The organism is Arthrobacter sp. B1805, assembly GCF_002929745.1.
Lineage (GTDB): Bacteria > Actinomycetota > Actinomycetes > Actinomycetales > Micrococcaceae > Arthrobacter_D.
On record NZ_PJIQ01000009.1, the window covers coordinates 85,171 to 106,830 of the forward strand.

Consider the following 21,660-nt stretch of genomic DNA (forward strand, 5'->3'; position numbering starts at 1 on the left):
CCTAGCGACGCACGTCGGCCCGGCCCTCGCGCGCCGCCGCCGTCGCGCCTGATGCGAGCAGCTCCAGCGGCCCGCGGGCATCGAGGCGCTGGAAGAGGATACCGAGCGCTACTGCGGCCGCGATCTGCAGCCAGAGGAGCGGTACCGGGTCCGGCAAGGGAACCAGCTGGTCGGCCCAGCTCATGACGCAGATGTGCAGGCTGTACAGCGTCAGCGTCATCGATCCGGGAGCTGACAGCGGCAGGAGTGCCCGGGGGAACCGGCGGGTCAGCAGGAGGCAGACGGCGATGAGAGCCGCAGCGCAGCCGGCCACATGGGCGAGGTCGAGCGGAGTCCCCGAATGGGGAGCACTCACCGCGAGCCACCACCAGGAGCCGGACTGGTCGACCCCCGCCAGCCCGACGTCGAGCATCTCCTCGAGCGGGTATCGGCGCCCGTCCGGTGTCTGCAGGAGCGCGGCCATGCCCCCTGCCGGCCCGAGGAGCTGGGCACTGACGAATCGTGCACCCACCGCTGCGACGAGGCCGGTCGCGAGGAGTGCCAGTTGCACGCCGAGCCGCGCCAGGTCCAGCCGACCGATCGCCATGCCGACGAGAATGAAGCCCAGCCACTGCAGCACGGGGTAGTAGCCGGTGAGGAAGATGTCCGCTGCCAGGGTCTGTGGCACGAGGAAGTGCTCGAACATCGGGTTCCCGCCCACCGTCGGCGGAGTCACGCCTGCAGTGACGATCGGGCGCAGGAGGTGGGCCGCCACGGGTGCGAGCAACAACCAGCCCGCGGCCCATGCCGCGAGTCCCCGCGCCCGCAAGCCGGTGAAGGGCAGCGCAACGAGGAACAGCACGCCGTAGTGGAACAGGATGATGGCGATGTTCGTCTCGACGCCTCCGAGGAGGAGGCCGAGGAGCGCGATGACCACGGCGCGGACGGCAATACCCCTGCGGTCCGCGGTCAGCGCCCGGTCGCGGTGCGGCGACCTGCCCCCGGTCAGCAACGCGAGCCCGATTCCGGCGACGACGGCGAACAGGCCCGACGCCCGGCCGGAGAAGAGCAGCGCGGTCCACGTGGCGTCCGTGGTGCCGGGAGCGTAGAGCGGGAGGACGTGCGTGCTCATCATCCCGAAGAGCGCCACGCCGCGGGCCGCGTCGATCCCGGTCAACCGCCGCGCGACGGGCTTCTTCTGCATCCAGCCATGGTGTCACAGGCGCCTCCGTCCCACCTGTGCGGAGGGCGCCTCCCGGCGACGGTCCCACCGGGTCCGTCGCGAGCGGGTAACGTTTTACCCATGGTTGAAACCCCCTCGCGCAATCTCCCGTTCGGCTCGCTCGTGGCCGCCATGGTCACGCCCTTCACGGCCGACGGCCACGTGGACTTCGACGCCACTGCAGCCCTCGCCACCAAGCTCGTCGACGACGGCTGCGACGGACTGGTCGTGTCGGGCACCACGGGGGAGACGTCGACGCTCGAGGACTCCGAGAAGGAGGACCTCTACCGTGTCGTGGCCGAAACCGTCGGGGATCGGGCGCGGGTCATCGCGGGCACGGGAACGAACCACACCTCGCACTCCGTCGAGATGGCGCGGCGCGCCGAACGGGCGGGCGCACACGCGCAGCTCGTTGTGACGCCGTATTACAACAAGCCCACGCAGTCGGGAGTGCTGGCGCACTTCCACGCGGTCGCCGAGGCCAGCGACCTGCCGATCATGATCTACGACATCCCTGGGCGGTCCGCCATCCCGATCACCACCGAGACGATGCTCCGCCTCGCGGATCACCCGAAGATCGGCGCCCTGAAGGATGCGAAAGCGGACTTCGCCGCGGTCACGCGCGTCCTCGCAGCCACTGACCTCGACGTCTATTCGGGTGACGACGGACTCACCCTGCCATGGATGGCCGCGGGCGCCGTCGGCGTCGTCAGCGTCAGCGCCCACGTCGCGACTCGCGCCTTCCGAGCGCTCGTGGACGCGGCAGCCGCAGAGGACTTCGTCGAGGCGCGCCGCATCCACTTCGAACTCGATCCGGTGATCCGCGCCGTGATGACCCACATCCCGGGAGCCGTGTCGGCGAAGCAGATCCTGCACCTGCAGGGCGTGCTGCCCAACGCCGTCGTGCGCCTGCCGCTCGTCGAGCCGGATCGGAGCGAGCTCGAACCGGTCCTGGCCGATCTTGCCGAGGCCGGCTGGGACGCCGCCGTCCTCCGCAGGCGGCAGGACGTCCCGGCATGAGCGACGCGGGCGGGGCAGGACCAGCACTCCGCGCACTCCCTCCCGCCCTCCAGCCCGGCACGCTGCGCATCGTGCCACTGGGTGGGCTCGGTGAGATCGGCCGCAACATGGCAGTCTTCGAGATCAGCGGAAAGCTCCTGATCGTCGACTGCGGCGTGCTGTTCCCCGAGGAGACCCAGCCCGGAGTCGACCTGATCCTGCCCGACTTCTCCTACATCGAGGACAGGCTCGACGACGTCGTCGGGCTGGTCCTCACGCACGGCCACGAGGACCACATCGGCGCGGTTCCGTACCTCCTGCGCCTCAAGGCCGACATCCCGGTCATCGGGTCCCAGCTGACCCTCGCACTGATCGAGGCGAAGCTGCAGGAACACCGCATCCGCCCGTACACGCTCACTGTGTCGGAAGGGCAGATCGAGCAAGTCGGCCCGTTCGAATGCGAATTCGTGGCGGTGAACCATTCCATCCCCGACGCCCTCGCCGTCTTCATCCGGACCGAGGCGGGCAATGTCCTGCACACGGGCGATTTCAAGATGGACCAGTTACCCCTCGACGGCCGGATCACCGACCTCCGGGCCTTCGCACGCCTGGGCGAGGAGGGCGTTGACCTCTTCATGGTCGACTCCACCAACGCGGACGTACCCGGCTTCACGACGGCGGAACGCGAGATCGGTCCCGTCCTCGAGAGCCTGTTCGGGGGAGTCAGCAAGCGGATCATCGTCGCGTCCTTCTCCTCGCACATCCATCGCGTGCAGCAAGTCCTCGACGCGGCCCACGCCCATGGGCGCTTCGTGTGCTTTGCCGGGCGGTCCATGGTCCGGAACATGGCCATCGCGGCCAAGCTCGGATACCTGAAGGTGCCGGACGGCATCCTGGTCGACATCAAGAACGTCGACGACCTCCCGGACGACCGCGTGGTGCTGATGTCCACGGGTTCGCAGGGTGAGCCGATGGCCGCCCTGTCCCGCATGGCGAACGGCGACCACCGGATCACCGTGGGCAAGGGTGACACCGTGATCCTCGCGTCCTCGCTCATCCCCGGCAACGAGAATGCGGTCTCCCGTGTGATCAACGGGCTGCTGAAGCTCGGCGCCGACGTGATCCACAAGGGCAACGCGAAGGTCCATGTCTCCGGTCATGCCGCAGCCGGTGAGTTGCTCTACTGCTACAACATCCTCCGGCCGAAGAACGTCATGCCCGTCCACGGCGAGACGCGGCACCTCATCGCGAACGGCAAGCTCGCGCAGCAGACAGGCGTGCCGGCGTCGAACGTCCTGCTCACCGACGACGGCTCCGTCATCGACCTCGTGGATGGCACGGCCCGAGTGGTCGGGGCGGTCGAGTGCGGCTACGTGTACGTGGACGGGGCCAGCGTCGGCGAGATCACCGACGCCGACCTCAAGGACCGGCGCATCCTCGGGGAGGAGGGCTTCATTTCCATCATCACGGTCGTCAACCGCACGACCGGCAAGATCGTCTCCGGCCCCGACATCCATGCCCGCGGGTTCGCGGAGGACGACTCCGTCTTCGACGAGATCAGGCCGAGGATCAGCGAGGCCCTGGAGGACGCGGTCACGACCAGCACGGACCACACGACTTACCAGTTGCAGCAGGTGGTGCGCCGCGTCGTCGGCACCTGGGTGAACCGGCGCCTGCGCCGGCGCCCGATGATCATTCCGGTGGTCCTCGAGGCCTGACGCGGGCCGGCCTCGGCCTTCGGGTGCCGTCGCGCGGGTCGCGGCAGGGTGGGAGGGGCGCGGGAATCCGACGATTCAGGGGAGCCGTCGGGTACCGTGATAATCATGGCCACTCGAACGTCCCCTGCCCCGCGGGGCCAGCAACAGACCCGCGGCAAGGGGGTACCCGCTGCTGCCGGGGCTGCCCGCAGCAAGGCGCCGGGAAAGGGTACGGGGCGCGCTCCGGCGAAGACCCGCCAGGTCCCTGTCACACCGGAACCGCATCACGAGGACCAGCTCGCTCTTCCGCTGAGGGCCGTACGTGCCGTCTGGATGGGCATGGCACGTGTCGTCGGTTCCGGTGTCCGTACGTTCGGACACGACGTGAGCCCTGACCGCGATATTCGCCGGGACGGGTCGGGCTTCTTCCTCCTCCTGGTCGCCCTGGCCGTCGCCGCCGTCGAGTGGTGGGCCCTGTCGGGCACGCCGGCTGATATCGTCCACGCCGCTGCCGGCGGCACGTTCGGCTGGATGGCGCTGCTCCTGCCCTTCCTCCTCGTGATCGGCGCAGTCCGTCTCTTCAGGTACCCGGAGCGGCACCGCGCGAACAATCGCATCGCCATCGGGCAGCTCGTGATCCTCTTCGCCGGATCCGGCATCGCGCACCTCGTCGGCGGTCAGCCAGGACTCTCCGACGGACTGGACGCGCTGTGGCGCGCAGGTGGTGTCGTCGGCTTCCTCGTGGCCGGGCCGCTCAGCAGTGTGCTGACCGCCTGGCCCGTCGGGGTCCTCCTGGCCATCGTGATCTTCCTCGGCCTCCTGATCGTCACGGCGACACCCTTCCGGCACATTCCCGCACGCCTGCGCACCCTGTACGAGCACCTCATGGGGCAGGACCCGGACGACGACGGACACCGTCGCGAGGACGGCCACGACCAGAGCTACCTGTACGAGACGCACGGTTCGACGGCGAAGCCGGAGCCGAAGCGGAGGAAGCGACTGTTCGGCAAGGACAGGGAGGACACCCCCTTCGATGCCGAGCACGTCGACGCCACGGATGGTTACGTCGGTGACGAGGCGTTCGAGCGGGCGGTGATCGAGGACGAGGAGCGTCGCGCCCGGGAAGCACAGGCGGCGGTGCCGCCAGGGGTCCGTCGCCCGACCAAGCAGGAGCTGGCCGCGGAGGAGATCAAGCGATCGCAGTCCGCGCGCGTTCCGGTCACCGAAGCACCGGATCGCGCCCCGGAGGGCGCCACCGAGGCGATCGACGTCGTCCCCGCCGCCCGCGCACTGATCGTGCCGTCCACTCCCGTCCAGCCGCAGGTCCCGCCCACGCCCATTCCGCAGCGCACCGAGCAGCTGCAGCTCGCCGGCGACGTGACCTACACCCTCCCGCCGTCGGACTACCTGCCCGCTGGCACGCCGCCGAAGGAGCGCTCCGAGGCGAACGACGCCGTCGTCGCGGCCCTGACGCACACCATGGACCAGTTCAACGTGGATGCGAAGGTGACGGGCTTCTCCCGGGGACCCACGGTGACGCGCTACGAGATCGAGCTGGCGCCCGGCACCAAGGTGGAGCGCGTCACCGCCCTGTCGAAAAACATCTCCTACGCTGTCGCCAGCTCGGACGTGCGCATCCTCTCGCCCATCCCGGGCAAGTCCGCCATCGGCATCGAGATCCCGAACACCGACCGCGAGACGGTGTCCCTGGGAGACGTGCTGCGCTCCGGCAACGCGCGCAAGACGGAGCACCCGATGGTGATGGGAGTCGGCAAGGACGTCGAGGGTGGATTCGTCGTCGCCAACCTCGCGAAGATGCCCCACCTCCTCGTGGCAGGCGCCACCGGCGCGGGCAAGTCCTCCTTCGTGAACTCGATGATCACGTCGATCCTCATGCGCTCGACCCCGGACGAGGTCCGCATGGTCATGGTGGACCCGAAGCGCGTCGAGCTCACGGCGTACGAGGGCGTCCCGCACCTCATCACGCCCATCATCACGAACCCGAAGAAGGCGGCCGAAGCGCTGCAGTGGGTCGTCCGGGAGATGGACACGCGGTACGACGACCTCGCGAACTACGGGTACAAGCACATCGACGACTTCAACAAGGCGGTGCGCAACGGCAAGGTGGTGCCGCCGGAGGGTTCGAAGCGCGTCGTGCGGCCCTACCCCTACCTCCTGGTCATCGTGGACGAGCTCGCCGACCTGATGATGGTCGCCCCGCGGGACGTCGAGGACTCGATCGTGAGGATCACGCAGCTCGCGCGTGCCGCCGGCATCCACCTCGTACTCGCGACCCAGCGACCATCGGTCGACGTCGTCACCGGCCTGATCAAGGCGAACGTCCCCTCCCGCATGGCGTTCGCGACGTCGTCGGTCACGGACTCCCGCGTGGTCCTCGACCAGCCGGGCGCGGAAAAGTTGATCGGCCAGGGAGACGCCCTGTTCCTGCCGATGGGCGCCTCGAAACCGATGCGCGTGCAGGGCGCCTGGGTCACCGAGTCGGAGATCCATCGCGTCGTCGAACACGTGAAGGGCCAGCTCCAGGCCGTCTACCGCGAGGACGTCGCGGTCGAGGCGCCGAAGAAGCAGATCGACGACGACATCGGGGACGACCTCGACGTGCTGCTGCAGGCCACCGAACTCGTCGTCACGACACAGTTCGGCTCCACCTCCATGCTGCAGCGCAAACTCCGGGTCGGGTTCGCCAAGGCCGGGCGGCTCATGGACCTGCTCGAGTCACGCGGCGTCGTCGGTCCCTCGGAGGGATCGAAGGCTCGCGACGTGCTGGTCAAGCCCGACGACCTCGAACCCGTCCTCGCGGCGATGCGTGGAGACGGGCCTCCCGTCGAAGCTGCCCGTCCCGTCCAGGGACCGATCGACCTCGTGGCCGACGACCTCGCGTCCCGCGCGCAGGCAGTTGACTACCACGACGGCGCGGACGGCAGCGACGACGACGGCGCCGAGGACGCCTGGAACCTCACGGGCAGGTAGCCTGAAGTCGTGAGTAGCTCCTCGACCCCGGCGGTGCCGGTCCTCAACATCGCGAACGTCCTCACGGTCGTGCGCATCCTGCTGGTTCCGTTCTTCATCTGGTTCCTTCTGCTCGACGACGGAAGCGCGGGGCTGTTCCGCTGGCTCGCCGTCCTCACCTTCGCCGTGGCGATCTACACCGACAAGCTCGACGGAGACCTGGCGCGGAGCAGGGGACTGATCACGGACTTCGGCAAGATCGCCGATCCGATCGCGGACAAGCTGCTCATCGGGTCCGCACTCGTGCTGCTGTCCGTACTCGGCGAGTTGTGGTGGTGGGTGACGATCGTGATCCTCGTCCGCGAGATCGGCATCACCCTGCTGCGGTTCGCGGTCATCCGGTACGGAGTCATGCCGGCCTCGCGCGGAGGCAAGCTGAAGACGGTCGTCCAGACCGCTGCGATCCTGCTGTTCCTCATCCCGCTGCAGGCCATCGCCGGAGACTGGGCCTGGTGGCCCGCAGCCGTGGTCATGGCGGCAGCCGTCGTGATCACGGTAGTGACAGGCGTGGACTACGTCCTCCAGGCGATACGCCTGCGGGCAGGTGCCCGACGGTGAGCGCCCCCGCGTCAGCGGCCGACGTCGTCGCGCTGGCCGCACGCCTCGGGCTGACCGTCGCGACGGCAGAATCCCTGACGGCGGGAATGATCGCTTCGGCACTTGCCGATGTGCCGGGGGCGTCCACCGTATTGAGAGGCGGAATAGTCGCCTATCAGGTTCCGGTCAAGCGAGACCTGCTGGGCGTCGACGCTGAGCTCCTTGCAGCCGCCGGCGCCGTCGACCCGCGCGTTGCAGCAGCTATGGCGACCGGCGCGCGGACTGCGCTGTCCGCCGACATCGGTGTCGCGACCACCGGCGTCGCGGGTCCGTCGGCCCACGAGGGTAAACCGGTAGGGACGGTTTTCACGGCGATCTCGACGGCTTCCGGTACCGAATCCTTCGAGCACCACTTCGCGGGAGACCGGGAGGGCATCAGGATGGCCTCACGCGACGCGGCGCTGGCGGAGCTCTTCCGGGAGCTGTCCAGGGGAACAAACAGTGGTCGAGGGTAGTTATAAACAATGCCGGCCGTTGATAGGGTTGGCGACTTAGGCTCAAGCAGATCGGGCAGGTCATCATCAGCGGCGCACCCCGTCCGGGGTTCTCGCCGCATATATGAGGGAGCAAGGCGATACAGATGGTAAAGCAGCCCGTGTCCGTAAACGGCGTGGTCCGTTGGCGTGATGTGGGGTTGGCAGATGATGCACAACGCAAGCCTAAGGAGCGCAAGATGGTAGTTCTTCGCCATGAGATCGGCGACGTCCTCCGTGACGTCCGCCAGCGCCAGGGCCGTACCCTGCGCGAGGTATCGCACAGTGCGAGGGTCTCCCTCGGATACCTCAGCGAGGTCGAGCGTGGACAGAAGGAAGCATCGTCTGAACTTCTCTCATCAATCTGCAGTGCACTCGAGGTGCCGCTTTCCTCGATGCTGCGGGAAGTCAGCGACCGTTTGGCAGAAGCAGAAGGCGTGTCCATCCCGGACACAATTCCTCAGGAATTCTCCCGGGAGTTCGGGAATGACCTGAACGACGAATTGAACGACGACTTCCGTCGGGGACTTGCGGCCACGAACCGCTAGTCGCCCCACGACAAGGAAGGCCTGTCCCTGCGGGACGGGCCTTCCTGCTGTCTGCTACCAGTTGTCCTTGGTATAGGTGTTGTTCAGCTGGGCGATGAGCGTGCCGAGCCTGGTGAGGTCTTCGACGTCCCAGTCCTCCATGAGCTGGTGGAACGCCTGCTTGCGTGCCGTCTGCGCAGCGACGAGCTGGTGCGTGCCTGCTTCCGTGAGCGAGATCGACTGGGCGCGGCCGTCGAGCGGGTCGGCTTCCTTCTGGACGAGTCCGAGCTGTTCGAGCATCGCGATCTGGCGGCTGACCGAGGGTTTGCCCACTCCGACGCTGGCGGCTATGTCCGTGAGGCGCATCGAGCCCTCGCGCTGGAGGATCACGAGTAGACCGTAAGCCGCCGGTTCCATGTCGGGGTGCACCCGGCGCGCTACTTTGTACGAGTTCGACCGCGCGCGGCGCCACAACATGCTCAGTTGCTGTTCGAGGGACTCGATGGCGGCGTCGGTGTCGGCATCTTCCCCGGGGGAGCCTGCAAGGCCCGTGCCAGGGTCTGTGGTACTCGGCTTGGCGTTCATGGGCCAATTGTAGGGTTCAGCGGTCCGTGCGACACCATGCAGGACGACGCTGGATGCACCGGGCCTGTCCTGGGTGAGCGACGGCCCGAGCGGTCCGGCGCCGAGGCCCGCACGAAAGTGGGTGAAGTAGCCAATGCGTGCTGACGGTGTCCGCACGCATGATGGAGTGGGGGCGGAGCATCGATGGCGGACGATCGGAGGTCCGGGCGCTACGGGCGGCTGCACGATGACCAGCTAAGGACGAGGGCAGGACGGATGACATGCGATTGAGTGACTTCTGGCGTCTGATGGACGACGAGTTCGGCGAACGGTACTCGCGGACGTTGGCGCGCGATCTGGTCGTGGATCAGTTGGGCGACAGGACAGCGGCGGAAGCGCTGGGCGCGGGCGTCGACCCGAAGGCCGTCTGGGAGGCGGTGTGCCGTGCGCAGGATGTGCCGCGCGAGCGATGGCTGGGCCGGGATGTGAAGCCGCGGTGATGCCTCCTCCGACGGGCCGCGGGGACACGCGGAGGACCGACAGAATAATCGAATACCTGTTCGGGTAGGGGATATGATGGTGACGGAGGCGGCGCGCTTGTGCACATAGCGACGGCCACACCTCAAACTGTCGGCGCAGGCTAATACAGTCGAAATGAACACGTAAACAGGCCAGTTGGCCATGAGTAACCGAGGTGAAGAATGGCCGCTCCAGACCGCGAGAAAGCCCTAGAAGCTGCTCTCGCCCAGATCGACAAGCAGTACGGCAAGGGTTCCATCATGCGTCTGGGCGATGAGACCAGGGCGCCGATCGAGACCATCTCCACGAGTTCCATTGCCCTGGATGCCGCACTCGGCATCGGTGGCCTCCCTCGCGGCAGGGTCGTCGAGATCTATGGTCCGGAGTCCTCCGGTAAGACCACCGTCGCCCTGCATGCCGTGGCGAGCGCCCAGCGCAACGGAGGCATCGCGGCCTTCATCGACGCTGAGCACGCGCTGGACCCCGAGTACGCCAAGAGGCTCGGCGTGGACACGGACGCGCTCCTCGTATCGCAGCCGGACACGGGTGAGCAGGCGTTGGAGATCATGGACATGCTGGTGGGCTCCGGTTCCATCGATATCGTCGTGATCGACTCCGTTGCGGCACTCGTGCCGCGGGCGGAGATCGAGGGCGAGATGGGCGACAGCCACGTGGGCCTGCAGGCCCGGCTGATGAGCCAGGCACTCCGCAAGATCACCGGACGCCTGAGCCAGACGAAGACGACTGCGATCTTCATCAACCAGTTGCGCGAGAAGATCGGCGTGTTCTTCGGAAGCCCCGAGACCACCACGGGTGGCAAGGCGCTGAAGTTCTACGCGTCGGTGCGGATCGACGTACGCCGCATCGAGACCCTGAAGGAAGGCGTGAACCCGGTGGGTAACCGGACCCGCGCCAAGATCGTGAAGAACAAGATGGCCCCGCCCTTCAAGCAGGCCGAGTTCGACATCCTGTACGGGCATGGCATCTCACGCGAAGGCGGACTCATCGATGTCGGGGTGGAGAACGCGCTGGTCAAGAAGTCCGGCGCCTGGTTCACCTACGACGGCGACCAGCTGGGGCAGGGTAAGGAGAACGCCAGGAAGTTCCTCATCGACAACCCGGATCTGGCTGATGAGCTCGAACAGAAGATCAGGGTGAAGCTGGGCATAGGGATGCCGGTCGAAGAGCCTCCAGCGCCGAAGCTCAAGGCTGTCAGCGGCGAGTAGCCGAGTGGCATCCCAGGAGGACCTGGAGCCGGTCGAGTGGGGAGTGTCATTCGGCCGGTTCGGCTCGGACGCTTCAGCTGGTGCTGCCGAATCGGAGCAGCCTCCGCGGCGGTCGACGTCCAAGCGACAAGGGCTGACGCGGTCGGCCTCGTCGTCCTTCGGTGCCAAAGGGCTGAGCAGCGGGACGAAAGGGTCTCGGGGCTCATCCCGCGGTACCCGCTCCCAGCGGAACGGTGGCGGATCCGACCGCGTGCCGTTCGACGATCCCTTCGGTCCCGTTGTCGGCGCGTCCGCTGACTCCCTCCAGGATCATGCCCTGCCCGAGCGCCTGCGAGGGCGGATTGCGGGCACCGACACTGCGGGGTCCCGTTCGCAGCGTGCCGGCGGTCCGTCTGAACCAGCAGGCAGCGATGCTCCGGATCGTGACGGCGTAGATGGTGATGGCTCATACCCCGATGCGCCAGCCGCGGGCGCGACGAGTCGTCGCCCAGCAGACGGGTCGGGACGATCGGGTGGACGATCTGCGAGTCGTCGCACTGGAGGCACCGGCTGGGGTCGTTCCGGTGGCCCGTCGTCGCCCGCGGGTGAGGAGATGGGCGACCCGGAGGCGCTTCGGAGTGACGAGGACTGGGCATCGGAGGCGCGTGCCATCCTGCTGCGCCAGCTGGCCCTCGGTCCGCGGAGCAGGCACCAGCTCGAGCGGAAGCTCGCCGATCGTGACATACCGGCCGCGACGGCGTCGGCGCTGCTCGACCGGTTCGAGGAAGTACAGCTGATCGATGACGCCGAATTCGCCCGGATGTGGGTGCGTACCCGCACTGCTGCGAAGTCGCTGTCACGAGCATCCCTGCGGCGTGAGCTCGCGGACAAGGGCATCGAGTCGGAACTGGCTGAGGACGCCCTCCTGCAGATCAGCGACGACGACGAACGCGAGCAGGCCCGGGACGTAGTCCGCCGGAAGCTCCGCTTCCGCGCCGACCTCTCGGACCGCGCTGCTCGAGAGAAAGAGGTGCGCCGGCTCGTCGGCGTACTGGCACGCAAGGGCTACAGCCCCGGTGCGGCGTTCTCCATCGTGAAGGACGTCATCGCGGACACCGAAGCACTCGACTGATCCGCGGTGACCGACCGCGACCGGCCGCTTCGAGAACAGGTGCTTCGGCGCTGCAGTGCTGCGGCACCGGACTGGCCCGGATTGTGGGCCTCCCCGTGGCCAGCCGTACGCTTAAGGGTGTGAGCATGACACTTCCCCTCCCCATCGCAGGTACCGTGAGCAGCGCGCTGGGCGACCCCGATGCGGCCGCCCAGCGCACGTACGAGGTGCGGACTTTCGGCTGCCAGATGAACGTCCACGATTCCGAGCGGATCTCCGGACTGCTCGAAGATGCCGGGCTCAGCCGTGTCGAGGGTGGCCAGGCGGACGTCGTCGTCTTCAACACCTGCGCCGTGCGCGAGAATGCCGACAACAAGCTCTACGGGAACCTCGGAATGCTCAAGGCGGTGAAGGAAGCGCGCCCGGGGATGCAGATCGCCGTCGGCGGCTGCCTCGCCCAGAAGGACAGGGAGACCATCCTCAGGAAGGCGCCGTGGGTCGACGCCGTCTTCGGGACCCACAACATCGGCGCCCTGCCCGCCCTTCTGCAGCGCGCCCGGCACAACCAGGACGCCCAGCTCGAGATCCTCGAATCACTCGACGTCTTCCCCTCGACGCTGCCGACCAGGCGCGAATCCGTCTATGCGGGGTGGGTGTCCATCTCCGTCGGCTGCAACAACACCTGCACGTTCTGCATCGTGCCGTCGTTGCGCGGTAAGGAGCGCGACCGCAGGCCCGGGGAGATCCTCGCCGAGATCGAGGCCCTCGTGGCCGACGGCGCGGTCGAGGTCACGCTCCTCGGACAGAACGTGAACTCCTACGGTGTCGAGTTCGGCGACCGTGGAGCCTTCGCAAAGCTGCTGCGCGCGTGTGGATCCATCGAGGGGCTCGAAAGAGTGCGCTTCACGAGTCCCCATCCCGCCGCTTTCACGGATGACGTAATCGACGCGATGGCGGAGACTCCGAACGTCATGCCGCAGTTGCACATGCCCCTGCAGTCGGGATCGGACCGCGTGCTGAAGGCGATGCGCCGTTCATACCGCTCCAGTCGCTTCCTCGGGATCCTGGATCGCGTGCGTGAACGGATGCCCCACGCCGCGATCTCCACGGACATCATCGTCGGGTTCCCCGGGGAGACCGACGAGGACTTCCAGGCGACCCTCGACGTCGTCGAGCAGTCCCGCTTCGCGACTGCCTTCACCTTCCAGTACTCCCGGCGCCCCGGAACCCCCGCAGCGGATCTTCCGGACCAGTTGCCGAAGGCGGTGGTGCAGGAGCGCTTCGAGCGCCTGACCGCCCTGCAGGACCGGATCGCCCGCGAGGAGAACGCGCGCCAGGTAGGTACCCGCGTCGAGGTGCTCGTCACCGATCAGCAGGGCCGCAAGGGAAGCGAGACACATCGTCTCACCGGGCGCTCACGCGATCAGCGCCTCGTCCACTTCTCCGTGCCGGACGGCGCGGAGGTGCCACGGCCCGGGGACTTCGTGACCCTGCCCATCACCGAGGCTGCGTCCTTCCACCTCATGTCCGACCCGACCACCGAGGAGTACAGCCTCCGGCGCTCCCGCGCCGGGGATGCCTGGGACAGGAGCCAGGCCGACTCCTGCGGCGTCCCCGCACCCTCGGACGGCGGTCCCCGTCCCGTCCTGCTGGGCATGCCGTCGCTGCCTGTGCGGGGGAGCGCTTCTTGACCCTCCCGGTCGTCGCGGTGGTCGGGCCGACCGGATCCGGCAAATCCGACCTCGGGGTCGCTCTCGCGCAACGGCTCGATGGAGAGGTGATCAATGCCGACGCCCTCCAGTTCTACCGCGGCATGGACATCGGGACCGCGAAGCTGCCGCACGAGGACCGGCGGGGAGTGGAGCACCATCTGCTGGACGTCCTGGACATCACGGAGGAAGTTAGCGTCGCCGCGTACCAGACGGATGCCCGCCGGACAATCGACGGCATCCGGCGTCGTGGGCGCGTACCCATCCTTGTCGGGGGATCAGGCCTCTATGTGCGCGCGGCCCTCGACCGGCTGGACTTCCCGCCCACGAATCCGGTGGTCCGGGCCAAGCTGGAAGCGGAACTCGACTCGGAGGGCAGCGCACGCTTCCGTGAGCGACTGCGCGCTGTCGATCCACCGTCGGCCGAACGGATCGACGACGACCGCCGGCTCATTCGTGCCCTCGAGGTGTACGAGATCAGCGGTCGAGCCTTCAGTGCATTCATGCCACGCCGCGAGTACCACCAGCCGAGCGTGCAGATCGGTCTCGATGTGGACCGTGCAGCCCTGCGCGAGAGGTTGGGCGAGCGGGTCCACAGCATGGTGCGGGACGGGCTCCCGGAGGAGGTCGACCGACTCGCCGCCGCAGGTCTCAGGGACGGACGCACCGCCTCGCGTGCCCTCGGGTATAGCCAGTTCCTGCAGGTCCTCGACGGAGCGATGACGGAAGCGGAGGCAGTCGAGGACACCATCGCGGCGACCCGACGATTCGCCCGCCGACAGCTCACCTGGTTCCGGGGCGACCCGCGCGTCGGGTGGCTCGATGGGCAGGCACCCGGGCTGGCCGATCGGGCTGTGGACCTGATCCGCCGTGGCGGGGACCTATCCTAGGACCGTGACCGACTTCCTCGCCGACACCGCCGCTCAGCAGCACCCCACCCTGTCCTTCACCAAGGGGCATGGCACGGGGAATGACTTCATCCTGACCTTGGATCCGGACGGCTCCACGCCCACTGACGCCGACTTCGTCGCAGCCTTGTGCGATCGCCACCTCGGTATCGGCGCCGACGGGTACATCCGCGCGGTGCGCTCATCGGCGTTGCCCGAGGGTCGCGCGCTCCTGCAGACCGAGCCGGACGCGGAGTGGTTCATGGACTACCGCAACGGGGACGGCTCCGTGTCGGAGATGTGCGGGAACGGCGTCCGGGTCTTCGCCCACTTCCTCCTCGCAAAGGCCGTCGCTGAACTGCCCGATGGAGGCCAGCTCGCCATCGGCACCCGCGGCGGCGTCAAGCGGGTGACGCGGTCGGGCGGCGGATATGCCGTGGACATGGGCCCCTGGGAGTTCATCTTCCCCGATGCTGCGGTGGCACGCGGCATGGACTCGCTCGTCGACATCCACGGGCTCGACGTCGACCGCCCTGCACTGTCGATCAGCATGGGCAATCCACACACCGTGGTGGCCCTCGCCGAGCGGGCCGAACTCGACCGGACCGAGCTGCACACCGCACCGATCGTCCAGCCTGTTCCGCCCGAGGGCACCAATGTCGAACTCGTGGTGCCGTCGGATCCGTTGGTGGGGGACGACGGCGTCGGTCGCCTCACCATGCGCGTCCACGAGCGGGGGGTCGGAGAAACGCAGTCCTGCGGTACCGGAGCATGCGCCGCCGCTGCAGCGACGCGGTACTGGGCCGGCCCTCACGCGCCCTTGCAGTGGCTCGTGACGGTTCCCGGTGGGGTGGTGGGCGTGACGTTCTTCGACGGCCCGGAGGGCCGCGAGCACGTGCAGCTCAGCGGTCCGGCTGTACTGGTCGCGGACGGAGTGCTGCTGCCGGTCCCCTGACGGGACATGGCAGATTCGAGCACTACTAAGCGGCGCGGTGTACGTCCAGGATGCGGAACGACTTCGAGGTGTCCGCACGCCTGACACGGAAACCCTCGGGTAGCTCCTCGGCGAGCCAGCGCTGCAGCGAGTCCGCGCCGAGGTTCTTCTGCACGACGAGCCACGCGTGCCCGCCTGGTGCGAGGCGTGGCAGCCAGCGAAGCAGCAGCGCGTGCAGCTCCTGCTTACCGATCCTGATCGGCGGGTTGGACCAGATGGTGTCGAACTCCAGTGCCGTATCGACGTCGTCGGGCGTGCTGGCCACGACGTTCGCCAGCCCCAGACGGTGCGCGTTTTCTGTCGTGAGGGCGATGCATCGCTCATTCACGTCGACGGCGTGAACCTCCGCCTGGGGCGCTTTCAGCGCCATGGTCAGGGCGATGGGGCCCCAGCCGCACCCGATATCGAGCAGGCGCCGGCCTTCGGGATCCGGCACCGTATCCAGCAGGATCGCGGTCCCCTTGTCCACGCCGTCCGGGCTGAAGAGGCCCGACGACGTGACGAGCTCGCGACGCGCGCCTGCCAGCACGACGGAAAGAGGACGGCGCGTGTCAGGTCCTGACGGCTGCGCGCTGAAATAGTGCTGTGACTCCATGACCGAAAGCCTAGTGGCACGCCTGCGCGAAGCATGTGCCGGGCCATTTCGCGCTGGGAGAATGCGGTGGTCCCCATTGCGCGGACGGCCTTAGAATTGATGCACATCCATCTAGGGAGACTATGACCACGAATAACGGACATCCCACCGGAGCCGACATGGGCCCGGAGGAGATCCAAGCCGTCATCAACAGGATCCTCGCCAGCGACGAAGCTGCCGTGGCGAAGGAGAAGGACGGAACACGAAGGCCCGACGAGACACAGGCTGCACCGATCGACAGGACCTGGCGTTCGCGGGCCCTCGCACTGTCGGGCGATGACCAGCAGTCGGCGGCCGACGGCGACCAGCAGGAACTCGCAGAGCGCCGTGCGCTACGTCGCGTGGCGGGCCTGTCGACCGAGCTCGAGGACGTCACCGAGGTCGAGTACCGGCAGTTGAGGCTGGAGCGGGTCGTCCTCGCTGGTCTCTGGAGCGAAGGTACCGCCCAGGATGCCGAGAACTCGCTGCAGGAGCTGGCCGCACTCGCCGAGACGGCAGGTTCGGAGGTACTTGACGGCATGGTGCAGCGACGCCTCAAGCCGGATCCGGGTACGTTCCTCGGCTCCGGCAAGGCCCAGGAGTTGAAGGAGGTCGTCCACGCCACCGGTGCTGACACCGTGATCGTCGACAGCGAGCTGTCACCGTCGCAGCGTCGTGGTCTCGAGGACATCGTCAAGGTCAAGGTCATCGACCGTACGGCGCTGATCCTGGATATCTTCGCGCAGCACGCCAAGAGCCGTGAGGGCAAGGCCCAGGTCGAACTCGCGCAACTCGAGTACCTGCTGCCGCGCCTCCGCGGCTGGGGCGAGTCGATGTCACGCCAGGCCGGCGGTCAGGTGGGTAGCGCGAGCGCCGGTATGGGGTCGCGCGGCCCGGGTGAGACGAAAATCGAGCTCGACCGTCGGAAGATCCGTACGCGCATGGCCAAGCTGCGGCGTGAGATCGCGGAGATGAAGCCGGCGCGTGAGACCAAGCGCTCCAACCGGCGTCGCAACCAGGTACCTTCGGTCGCGATCGCGGGTTACACGAACGCCGGCAAGTCATCGCTGCTCAACCGGCTGACCGATGCCGGCGTCCTGGTCGAGAACGCGCTATTCGCGACGCTGGATCCGACGATCCGCAAGGCGGAGACACCGGATGGGATCGGCTATACGCTGGCCGACACCGTCGGTTTCGTCCGATCGCTTCCTACCCAGTTGGTCGAGGCCTTCCGCTCGACGCTCGAGGAGGTTGCCGACGCGGACCTGATCCTCCATGTCGTTGATGCGTCCCACCCCGATCCCGAGGGGCAGATCGCCGCCGTGCGGGCAGTTCTGACCGAGGTCGATGCGCGCAAGGTGCCCGAGATCATCGTGCTGAACAAGGCGGACGCCGCCGACCCGTTCGTCATCGAGCGGCTGCGCCAGCGCGAACCGCGTTCCGTCGTCGTCTCCGCGCGTACCGGAGCCGGCCTGACCGAGCTCCGGCAACTGATCAGCACGAACATCCCGCGACCGGGCGTCAAGCTGGACCTCATCGTGCCCTACGCACACGGTGAGATCGTGAGCCGCCTGCACGAGGAGGACGTGGAAATCCTCGGCCTGGAGCATGTGGACGAGGGAACCCGCCTCGAGGTGATGGTCCGCGAGGGCCTGGCAGCGGAGCTGGAGCCGTACGTCCGGCATGAGTGACAGCGCGCGCTCCGGTGCCGCGCCCGCGGCACCGGAGGCGGTGCGTCATTCCGCCGAGACCCGGCAGGCGCTCGAACTGCTCGATGCAGCGGTCGGTGCGATGGGCGGGGAAATGCGCGCCGGCCAGCATGAGATGGTGCGGCAGGTCAGTGAAGCCATCCGCTCGGGTGATCACCTGCTCGTCCAGGCCGGCACCGGCACAGGCAAGTCGCTCGCGTACCTCGTCCCGCTGATCGCGCATGCCATGGAGAGCGACAGGCCATCGGTCGTCTCGACCGCGACACTCGCGCTGCAGGCCCAGATCGTCGGACGGGACCTCCCGCGCCTGCTCGACGCCGTGCGGCCCGCCCTCGCGCGCCCGGTCGACGTCGCACTGCTGAAGGGACGCTCGAACTACGTGTGCGTCCACAAGACCGGAGGTGGCTTCCCCGAGGAGGACGCGCCCGACGCACTCTTCAGCCTGGGCGAGGACGCAACGCCCCATCCCTCTCCGGCCTCGTCGACGGGAGTCGGAGGGCCTGCATCTGCGCTGGGCCGGGACGTGGTCCGCTTGCGGGAGTGGGCGGACGAGACGACGACGGGGGACCGTGACGACCTCGTGCCCGGTGTGAGCGACCGCGCGTGGCGCCAGGTCTCCGTGTCGAGCATGGAGTGCCTCGGCGCTGCCCGCTGTCCTGTGGCCCAGGAGTGCTTCAGTGAGAAGGCACGGGCAGCCGCCGCGGACGCGGACATCATCATCACCAATCACGCGATGCTCGCCATCAGCGCCTTCGAGGGTCTCGCCGTCCTGCCCGAGTACGACGTCGTCGTCATCGATGAGGCGCACGAACTCCACGACCGTGTCACGGGTGCCGTGTCGGGGCAACTGTCGGCTTCCATGGTCGCTGCCGCCGCCACCGCTCTGCGCCGCCACGCCTCCATCACCACCGGTGCCCTCGACACGGCTGCCGCCGCGTTCGAGGCCGCGTCCGAGTCGGTGCCGTCCGGACTGCTGGCCGGAGGTCTGCCGGACGACCTCGAGCAGGCCCTGGCGCAGGTGCGTGATGCCGCCCGTGCAGCGCTCTCGGACACGAAGACCGACAGCAAGTCCGAGGCCGACGCCGACGGTGGCCGGCAAGTCGCCCGCTCCCGCGTGACACTCGTCTTCGACCTCGCGGAGCGGATCCTCGCTGCCGGCGACCTCAACGAAGTGGTCTGGGCATCGCGTGCCAGCGCGTTCACGCCGGGGTCCGGCTACGCCCAACCGGACGAGAGCGCGACGGCGACCCTGAACGTCGCCCCGCTATCCGTCGCAGCGCGGCTGCGGGAGGGATTGTTCGAGGACCACACCGTGATCCTCACGTCGGCGACACTCGCGATCGGGTCGGAGTTCGGTCCTGTGGCCGGGTCGCTCGGTCTCAGCGGCGCCGGGGCGCCTGCCTGGACGGGGGTCGACGTCGGCAGCCCGTTCGACTACCCGCGGCAGGGCGTCCTCTACGTGGCGAAGGATCTTCCGAAACCCGAACGGGGGACGTCGGAGGCCCAGCTGGAGGAGCTGCTGACACTGGTGAAGGCGTCGCGCGGGGGAGCACTGGGCCTGTTCTCCTCGAAGCGCGCGGCGGAGGAGGCCGCAGAGGCACTGCGCCCCAAGGTCGATTTCGAGATCCTGTGCCAGGGGGAGTCATCCCTCAGCGCCCTGGTGACGCAGTTCGCCGACGAACCGGACACGTGCCTGTTCGGGACGATGTCCCTGTGGCAGGGAGTCGATGTGCCCGGCTCGTCCTGCCGGCTCGTGATCATCGATCGCATCCCCTTCCCGCGCCCGGACGATCCGCTCATGACAGCCCGCACCCGGGCTGTCGCCCGAAGCGGCGGCAACGGCTTCATGAGCGTCTCCGCCACGCATGCGGCGGTACGGCTCGCGCAGGGCGCGGGGCGCCTCATCCGGGCAACCGGGGACAAGGGCGTCGTCGCCGTGCTGGACAGCCGCCTCGCCACCGCCAGGTACGGCGGTTTCCTCCGCGCTGCCCTGCCGCCCTTCTGGGCGACGACGGACAGGGCCACGGTCACCGGGATCCTCGAGCGGCTCTCGGCCCGCTGACGCCGGAGCCACTGGCCTCCCGGTTGCGGCAGCCGGATGCAGAACGGCCGGCGCGCAGGAAGGCGCTGCAGCCGTATCGACCACGGCGGAGGGCGTAAGGGCAGGTGCTTCTCCTGCGTCCTACAACGCGCGCATCACCGAGACGACCTTGCCCATGATGCTCGCATGGTCGCCCAGAATGGGCTCGTAGCGGGTGTTCTGGGGCAGGAGCCAGGTGTGGCCGTCCCGCTGGCGGAAGGTCTTCACCGTGGCCTCGTCGTCGAGCAGGGCCGCGACGATATCGCCGTTCTGTGCGCTCTGCTGCCTGCGCACGACAACCCAGTCGCCGTCACAGATGGCGGCATCGACCATGGAATCGCCGGAGACCTTCAGCATGAAGAGGTCGCCGTGGCCCACCAGTTGGCGAGGCAGGGGCATGACGTCCTCGACGACCTGCTCGGCGAGGATGGGCCCGCCGGCCGCGATGCGGCCCACGAGTGGAACCATCGCGGTGTCGACGGCGACGTGGCGATCCGCCGCCGCCTTCTCGCCTGCCGTCGAGCCCTCTGCGTCCGACGATGTCTCGTCGGCAAGTGTCAAAGGCAACAGCACCTCCATTGCTCGCGGCCGCTTCGGGTCACGCCGCAGGTAACCGAGGCGCTCGAGCTGTGACAACTGGTGGGTCACGCTCGACAGGCTGGCGAGGCCGACGGTGTCGCCGATCTCCCGCATCGAGGGCGGATAACCGTTGTCCGCGATCGAACGCTGGATGGTTTCGAGGATCGTCAGCTGGCGAGCGGACAGCCCTTTGGACACGGCGCGCCCGCGCGGGCGACCGCGGCCCGCCGAGATGGGCGTGGGGTCGGCCGGAATGTCGGCGGTGTTCGATTTCGTCCGGTCGGCCGGTGTTGCTTCCGCCACTGTTGAGCCTTTCGCCTGGGACTGCGCATCCCGTCGTACCCGCCGCGCCACTGCCGATGAAAACGGAAGCCGGTTCTGTCAGAGGCGGGTGGTTGTCTGAGGTACATCACCGGTGGAGAGGCGCCTCACGAGCCCAGTCCTCCGGTGGTGTTCCGTGCTCTTCACGCTAGGACACGCGGAGGCAGTTATCAAACATATGTTCGAGCGAGTCTCGACAACGGTCGTTTGTGAGTGCTAGAAATAGGCAGGGCAGAATTAGAACGTGTGTTCGATCCGGAGGTTCCTCCGCGACGGATCATTCGAAGGAAAGAAGGATAGGTAATGGCTGAAGCACCAGTACTGCAGGGCAGCACGGGTCTGTGGGCCCAGACGACCGCTCCGCGGGAGGTCCGCCTCCGGCTCGTCACCGCCTTCGACCAGTCCTCGGGCGGCCACTCCGTCCAGCCAGGGTCCGACCGCCCAGCAGCGGCGTCGCGGTCCTACCGCACCTCCACGCAGCGGAGTGCACATGGTCCCCTGACCCTGACGAGGCGGGGGCGCCTGCTCCTGGTCGGTCTGCCGATTGCGCTGGGGGTGGCAGTCCTGATCCTCCTCGGTGCCTTCCTGACATCCCAGGCCCAGGCGGGGGAGTCGGCTCCAGCGTCGACAGCCACGGTGGAGGTGAATCTCGCGGCAGGTGAGACGCTGTGGGACCTCGCTGTGCAGTACGCCCCGCACCGGGATCCGCGCGTCGTGGTCGCCGAGATGGTGGAGCTCAACGACCTGCGCAGTTCCATCGTCCGGGCGGGCCAGAGCATCTCGGTGCCCTCGGAGTCGTCGCAGGGCTGAATATCGGCGTACTGCAAACCGGGCGTCGAAGCTTC

At 67.9% G+C, this 21,660-nt stretch carries 19 protein-coding genes; 15 read left to right on the forward strand and 4 right to left on the reverse strand.

The window, feature by feature from the left end; genetic code table 11:
* Position 1: 1 nt before the first annotated feature.
* Complete coding sequence (locus CXQ96_RS11670) at positions 2–1,183, reverse strand: heparan-alpha-glucosaminide N-acetyltransferase domain-containing protein (RefSeq protein ID WP_104118222.1); 1,182 nt, start codon at positions 1,181–1,183, stop codon at positions 2–4.
* A gap of 99 nt (positions 1,184–1,282) precedes the next feature.
* On the opposite strand from CXQ96_RS11670, the gene dapA reads away from it, so the two are divergent.
* From dapA to CXQ96_RS11700, 6 genes are all read left to right on the forward strand, one after another.
* On the forward strand, positions 1,283–2,221 hold the full coding sequence (dapA, locus tag CXQ96_RS11675) for a 4-hydroxy-tetrahydrodipicolinate synthase (protein ID WP_104118223.1): 939 nt from the start codon (positions 1,283–1,285) through the stop codon (positions 2,219–2,221).
* Positions 2,218–3,918, forward strand: coding sequence for a ribonuclease J (locus CXQ96_RS11680; protein WP_104118224.1), 1,701 nt, complete (start codon positions 2,218–2,220; stop codon positions 3,916–3,918). Before dapA ends, CXQ96_RS11680 begins: the two co-directional genes overlap by 4 nt.
* Positions 3,919–4,023: 105 nt before the next feature.
* The gene (locus CXQ96_RS11685; RefSeq protein ID WP_104118225.1) at positions 4,024–6,888 is read left to right on the forward strand and encodes a DNA translocase FtsK; all 2,865 of its coding nucleotides are present in this window, start codon (positions 4,024–4,026) and stop codon (positions 6,886–6,888) included.
* A 9-nt stretch (positions 6,889–6,897) separates the two neighbouring features.
* Entirely contained in the window at positions 6,898–7,485 is a 588-nt protein-coding gene (pgsA, locus tag CXQ96_RS11690) for a CDP-diacylglycerol--glycerol-3-phosphate 3-phosphatidyltransferase (protein WP_104118226.1), read from the forward strand.
* On the forward strand, positions 7,482–7,979 hold the full coding sequence (locus tag CXQ96_RS11695) for a CinA family protein (RefSeq protein WP_104118227.1): 498 nt from the start codon (positions 7,482–7,484) through the stop codon (positions 7,977–7,979). The genes pgsA and CXQ96_RS11695 overlap by 4 nt, the downstream gene beginning before the upstream one ends.
* A gap of 125 nt (positions 7,980–8,104) precedes the next feature.
* The gene (locus CXQ96_RS11700; protein ID WP_104118228.1) at positions 8,105–8,545 is read left to right on the forward strand and encodes a helix-turn-helix domain-containing protein; all 441 of its coding nucleotides are present in this window, start codon (positions 8,105–8,107) and stop codon (positions 8,543–8,545) included.
* A 54-nt stretch (positions 8,546–8,599) separates the two neighbouring features.
* Here the strand turns inward: CXQ96_RS11700 and CXQ96_RS11705 are convergent, their stop codons facing one another.
* Positions 8,600–9,109 (reverse strand): MarR family winged helix-turn-helix transcriptional regulator, encoded by a 510-nt coding sequence (locus tag CXQ96_RS11705; RefSeq protein ID WP_258059076.1) that lies wholly within the window; start codon positions 9,107–9,109, stop codon positions 8,600–8,602.
* A gap of 260 nt (positions 9,110–9,369) precedes the next feature.
* On the opposite strand from CXQ96_RS11705, the gene CXQ96_RS11710 reads away from it, so the two are divergent.
* The 6 genes from CXQ96_RS11710 (at position 9,370) to dapF (ending at position 15,474) form a co-directional block, all read left to right on the forward strand.
* A complete protein-coding gene (locus CXQ96_RS11710) occupies positions 9,370–9,588 on the forward strand; it encodes a DUF3046 domain-containing protein (protein ID WP_104118229.1) in 219 nt (72 codons plus the stop codon).
* Positions 9,589–9,789: 201 nt separating this feature from the next.
* Complete coding sequence (gene recA, locus CXQ96_RS11715) at positions 9,790–10,833, forward strand: recombinase RecA (RefSeq protein ID WP_104118230.1); 1,044 nt, start codon at positions 9,790–9,792, stop codon at positions 10,831–10,833.
* Positions 10,834–11,425: 592 nt separating this feature from the next.
* The gene (locus tag CXQ96_RS11720; protein ID WP_104118231.1) at positions 11,426–11,944 is read left to right on the forward strand and encodes a regulatory protein RecX; all 519 of its coding nucleotides are present in this window, start codon (positions 11,426–11,428) and stop codon (positions 11,942–11,944) included.
* Between the two features lie 119 nt (positions 11,945–12,063).
* Positions 12,064–13,614 (forward strand): tRNA (N6-isopentenyl adenosine(37)-C2)-methylthiotransferase MiaB, encoded by a 1,551-nt coding sequence (gene miaB / locus CXQ96_RS11725; RefSeq protein WP_258059077.1) that lies wholly within the window; start codon positions 12,064–12,066, stop codon positions 13,612–13,614.
* Entirely contained in the window at positions 13,611–14,522 is a 912-nt protein-coding gene (miaA, locus tag CXQ96_RS11730) for a tRNA (adenosine(37)-N6)-dimethylallyltransferase MiaA (protein ID WP_104118233.1), read from the forward strand. The genes miaB and miaA overlap by 4 nt, the downstream gene beginning before the upstream one ends.
* Positions 14,523–14,526: 4 nt before the next feature.
* Positions 14,527–15,474, forward strand: coding sequence for a diaminopimelate epimerase (gene dapF, locus CXQ96_RS11735; protein WP_104118234.1), 948 nt, complete (start codon positions 14,527–14,529; stop codon positions 15,472–15,474).
* Between the two features lie 25 nt (positions 15,475–15,499).
* Here the strand turns inward: dapF and CXQ96_RS11740 are convergent, their stop codons facing one another.
* On the reverse strand, positions 15,500–16,108 hold the full coding sequence (locus tag CXQ96_RS11740; RefSeq protein WP_104118235.1) for a class I SAM-dependent methyltransferase: 609 nt from the start codon (positions 16,106–16,108) through the stop codon (positions 15,500–15,502).
* A 122-nt stretch (positions 16,109–16,230) separates the two neighbouring features.
* Here CXQ96_RS11740 and hflX point away from each other — a divergent pair, with 122 nt between their 5' ends.
* Positions 16,231–17,817, forward strand: a complete 1,587-nt coding sequence (gene hflX / locus CXQ96_RS11745; RefSeq protein WP_104118236.1) for a GTPase HflX — start codon at positions 16,231–16,233, stop codon at positions 17,815–17,817.
* On the forward strand, positions 17,810–19,897 hold the full coding sequence (locus CXQ96_RS11750) for an ATP-dependent DNA helicase (protein ID WP_104118237.1): 2,088 nt from the start codon (positions 17,810–17,812) through the stop codon (positions 19,895–19,897). The genes hflX and CXQ96_RS11750 overlap by 8 nt, the downstream gene beginning before the upstream one ends.
* A 120-nt stretch (positions 19,898–20,017) precedes the next feature.
* Here the strand turns inward: CXQ96_RS11750 and lexA are convergent, their stop codons facing one another.
* Entirely contained in the window at positions 20,018–20,692 is a 675-nt protein-coding gene (gene lexA, locus CXQ96_RS11755; RefSeq protein WP_258059085.1) for a transcriptional repressor LexA, read from the reverse strand.
* A 426-nt stretch (positions 20,693–21,118) separates the two neighbouring features.
* Between lexA and CXQ96_RS11760 the strand changes: the two genes are divergently transcribed.
* Positions 21,119–21,625, forward strand: a complete 507-nt coding sequence (locus CXQ96_RS11760; protein WP_104118238.1) for a LysM peptidoglycan-binding domain-containing protein — start codon at positions 21,119–21,121, stop codon at positions 21,623–21,625.
* Positions 21,626–21,660 lie beyond the last annotated feature (35 nt).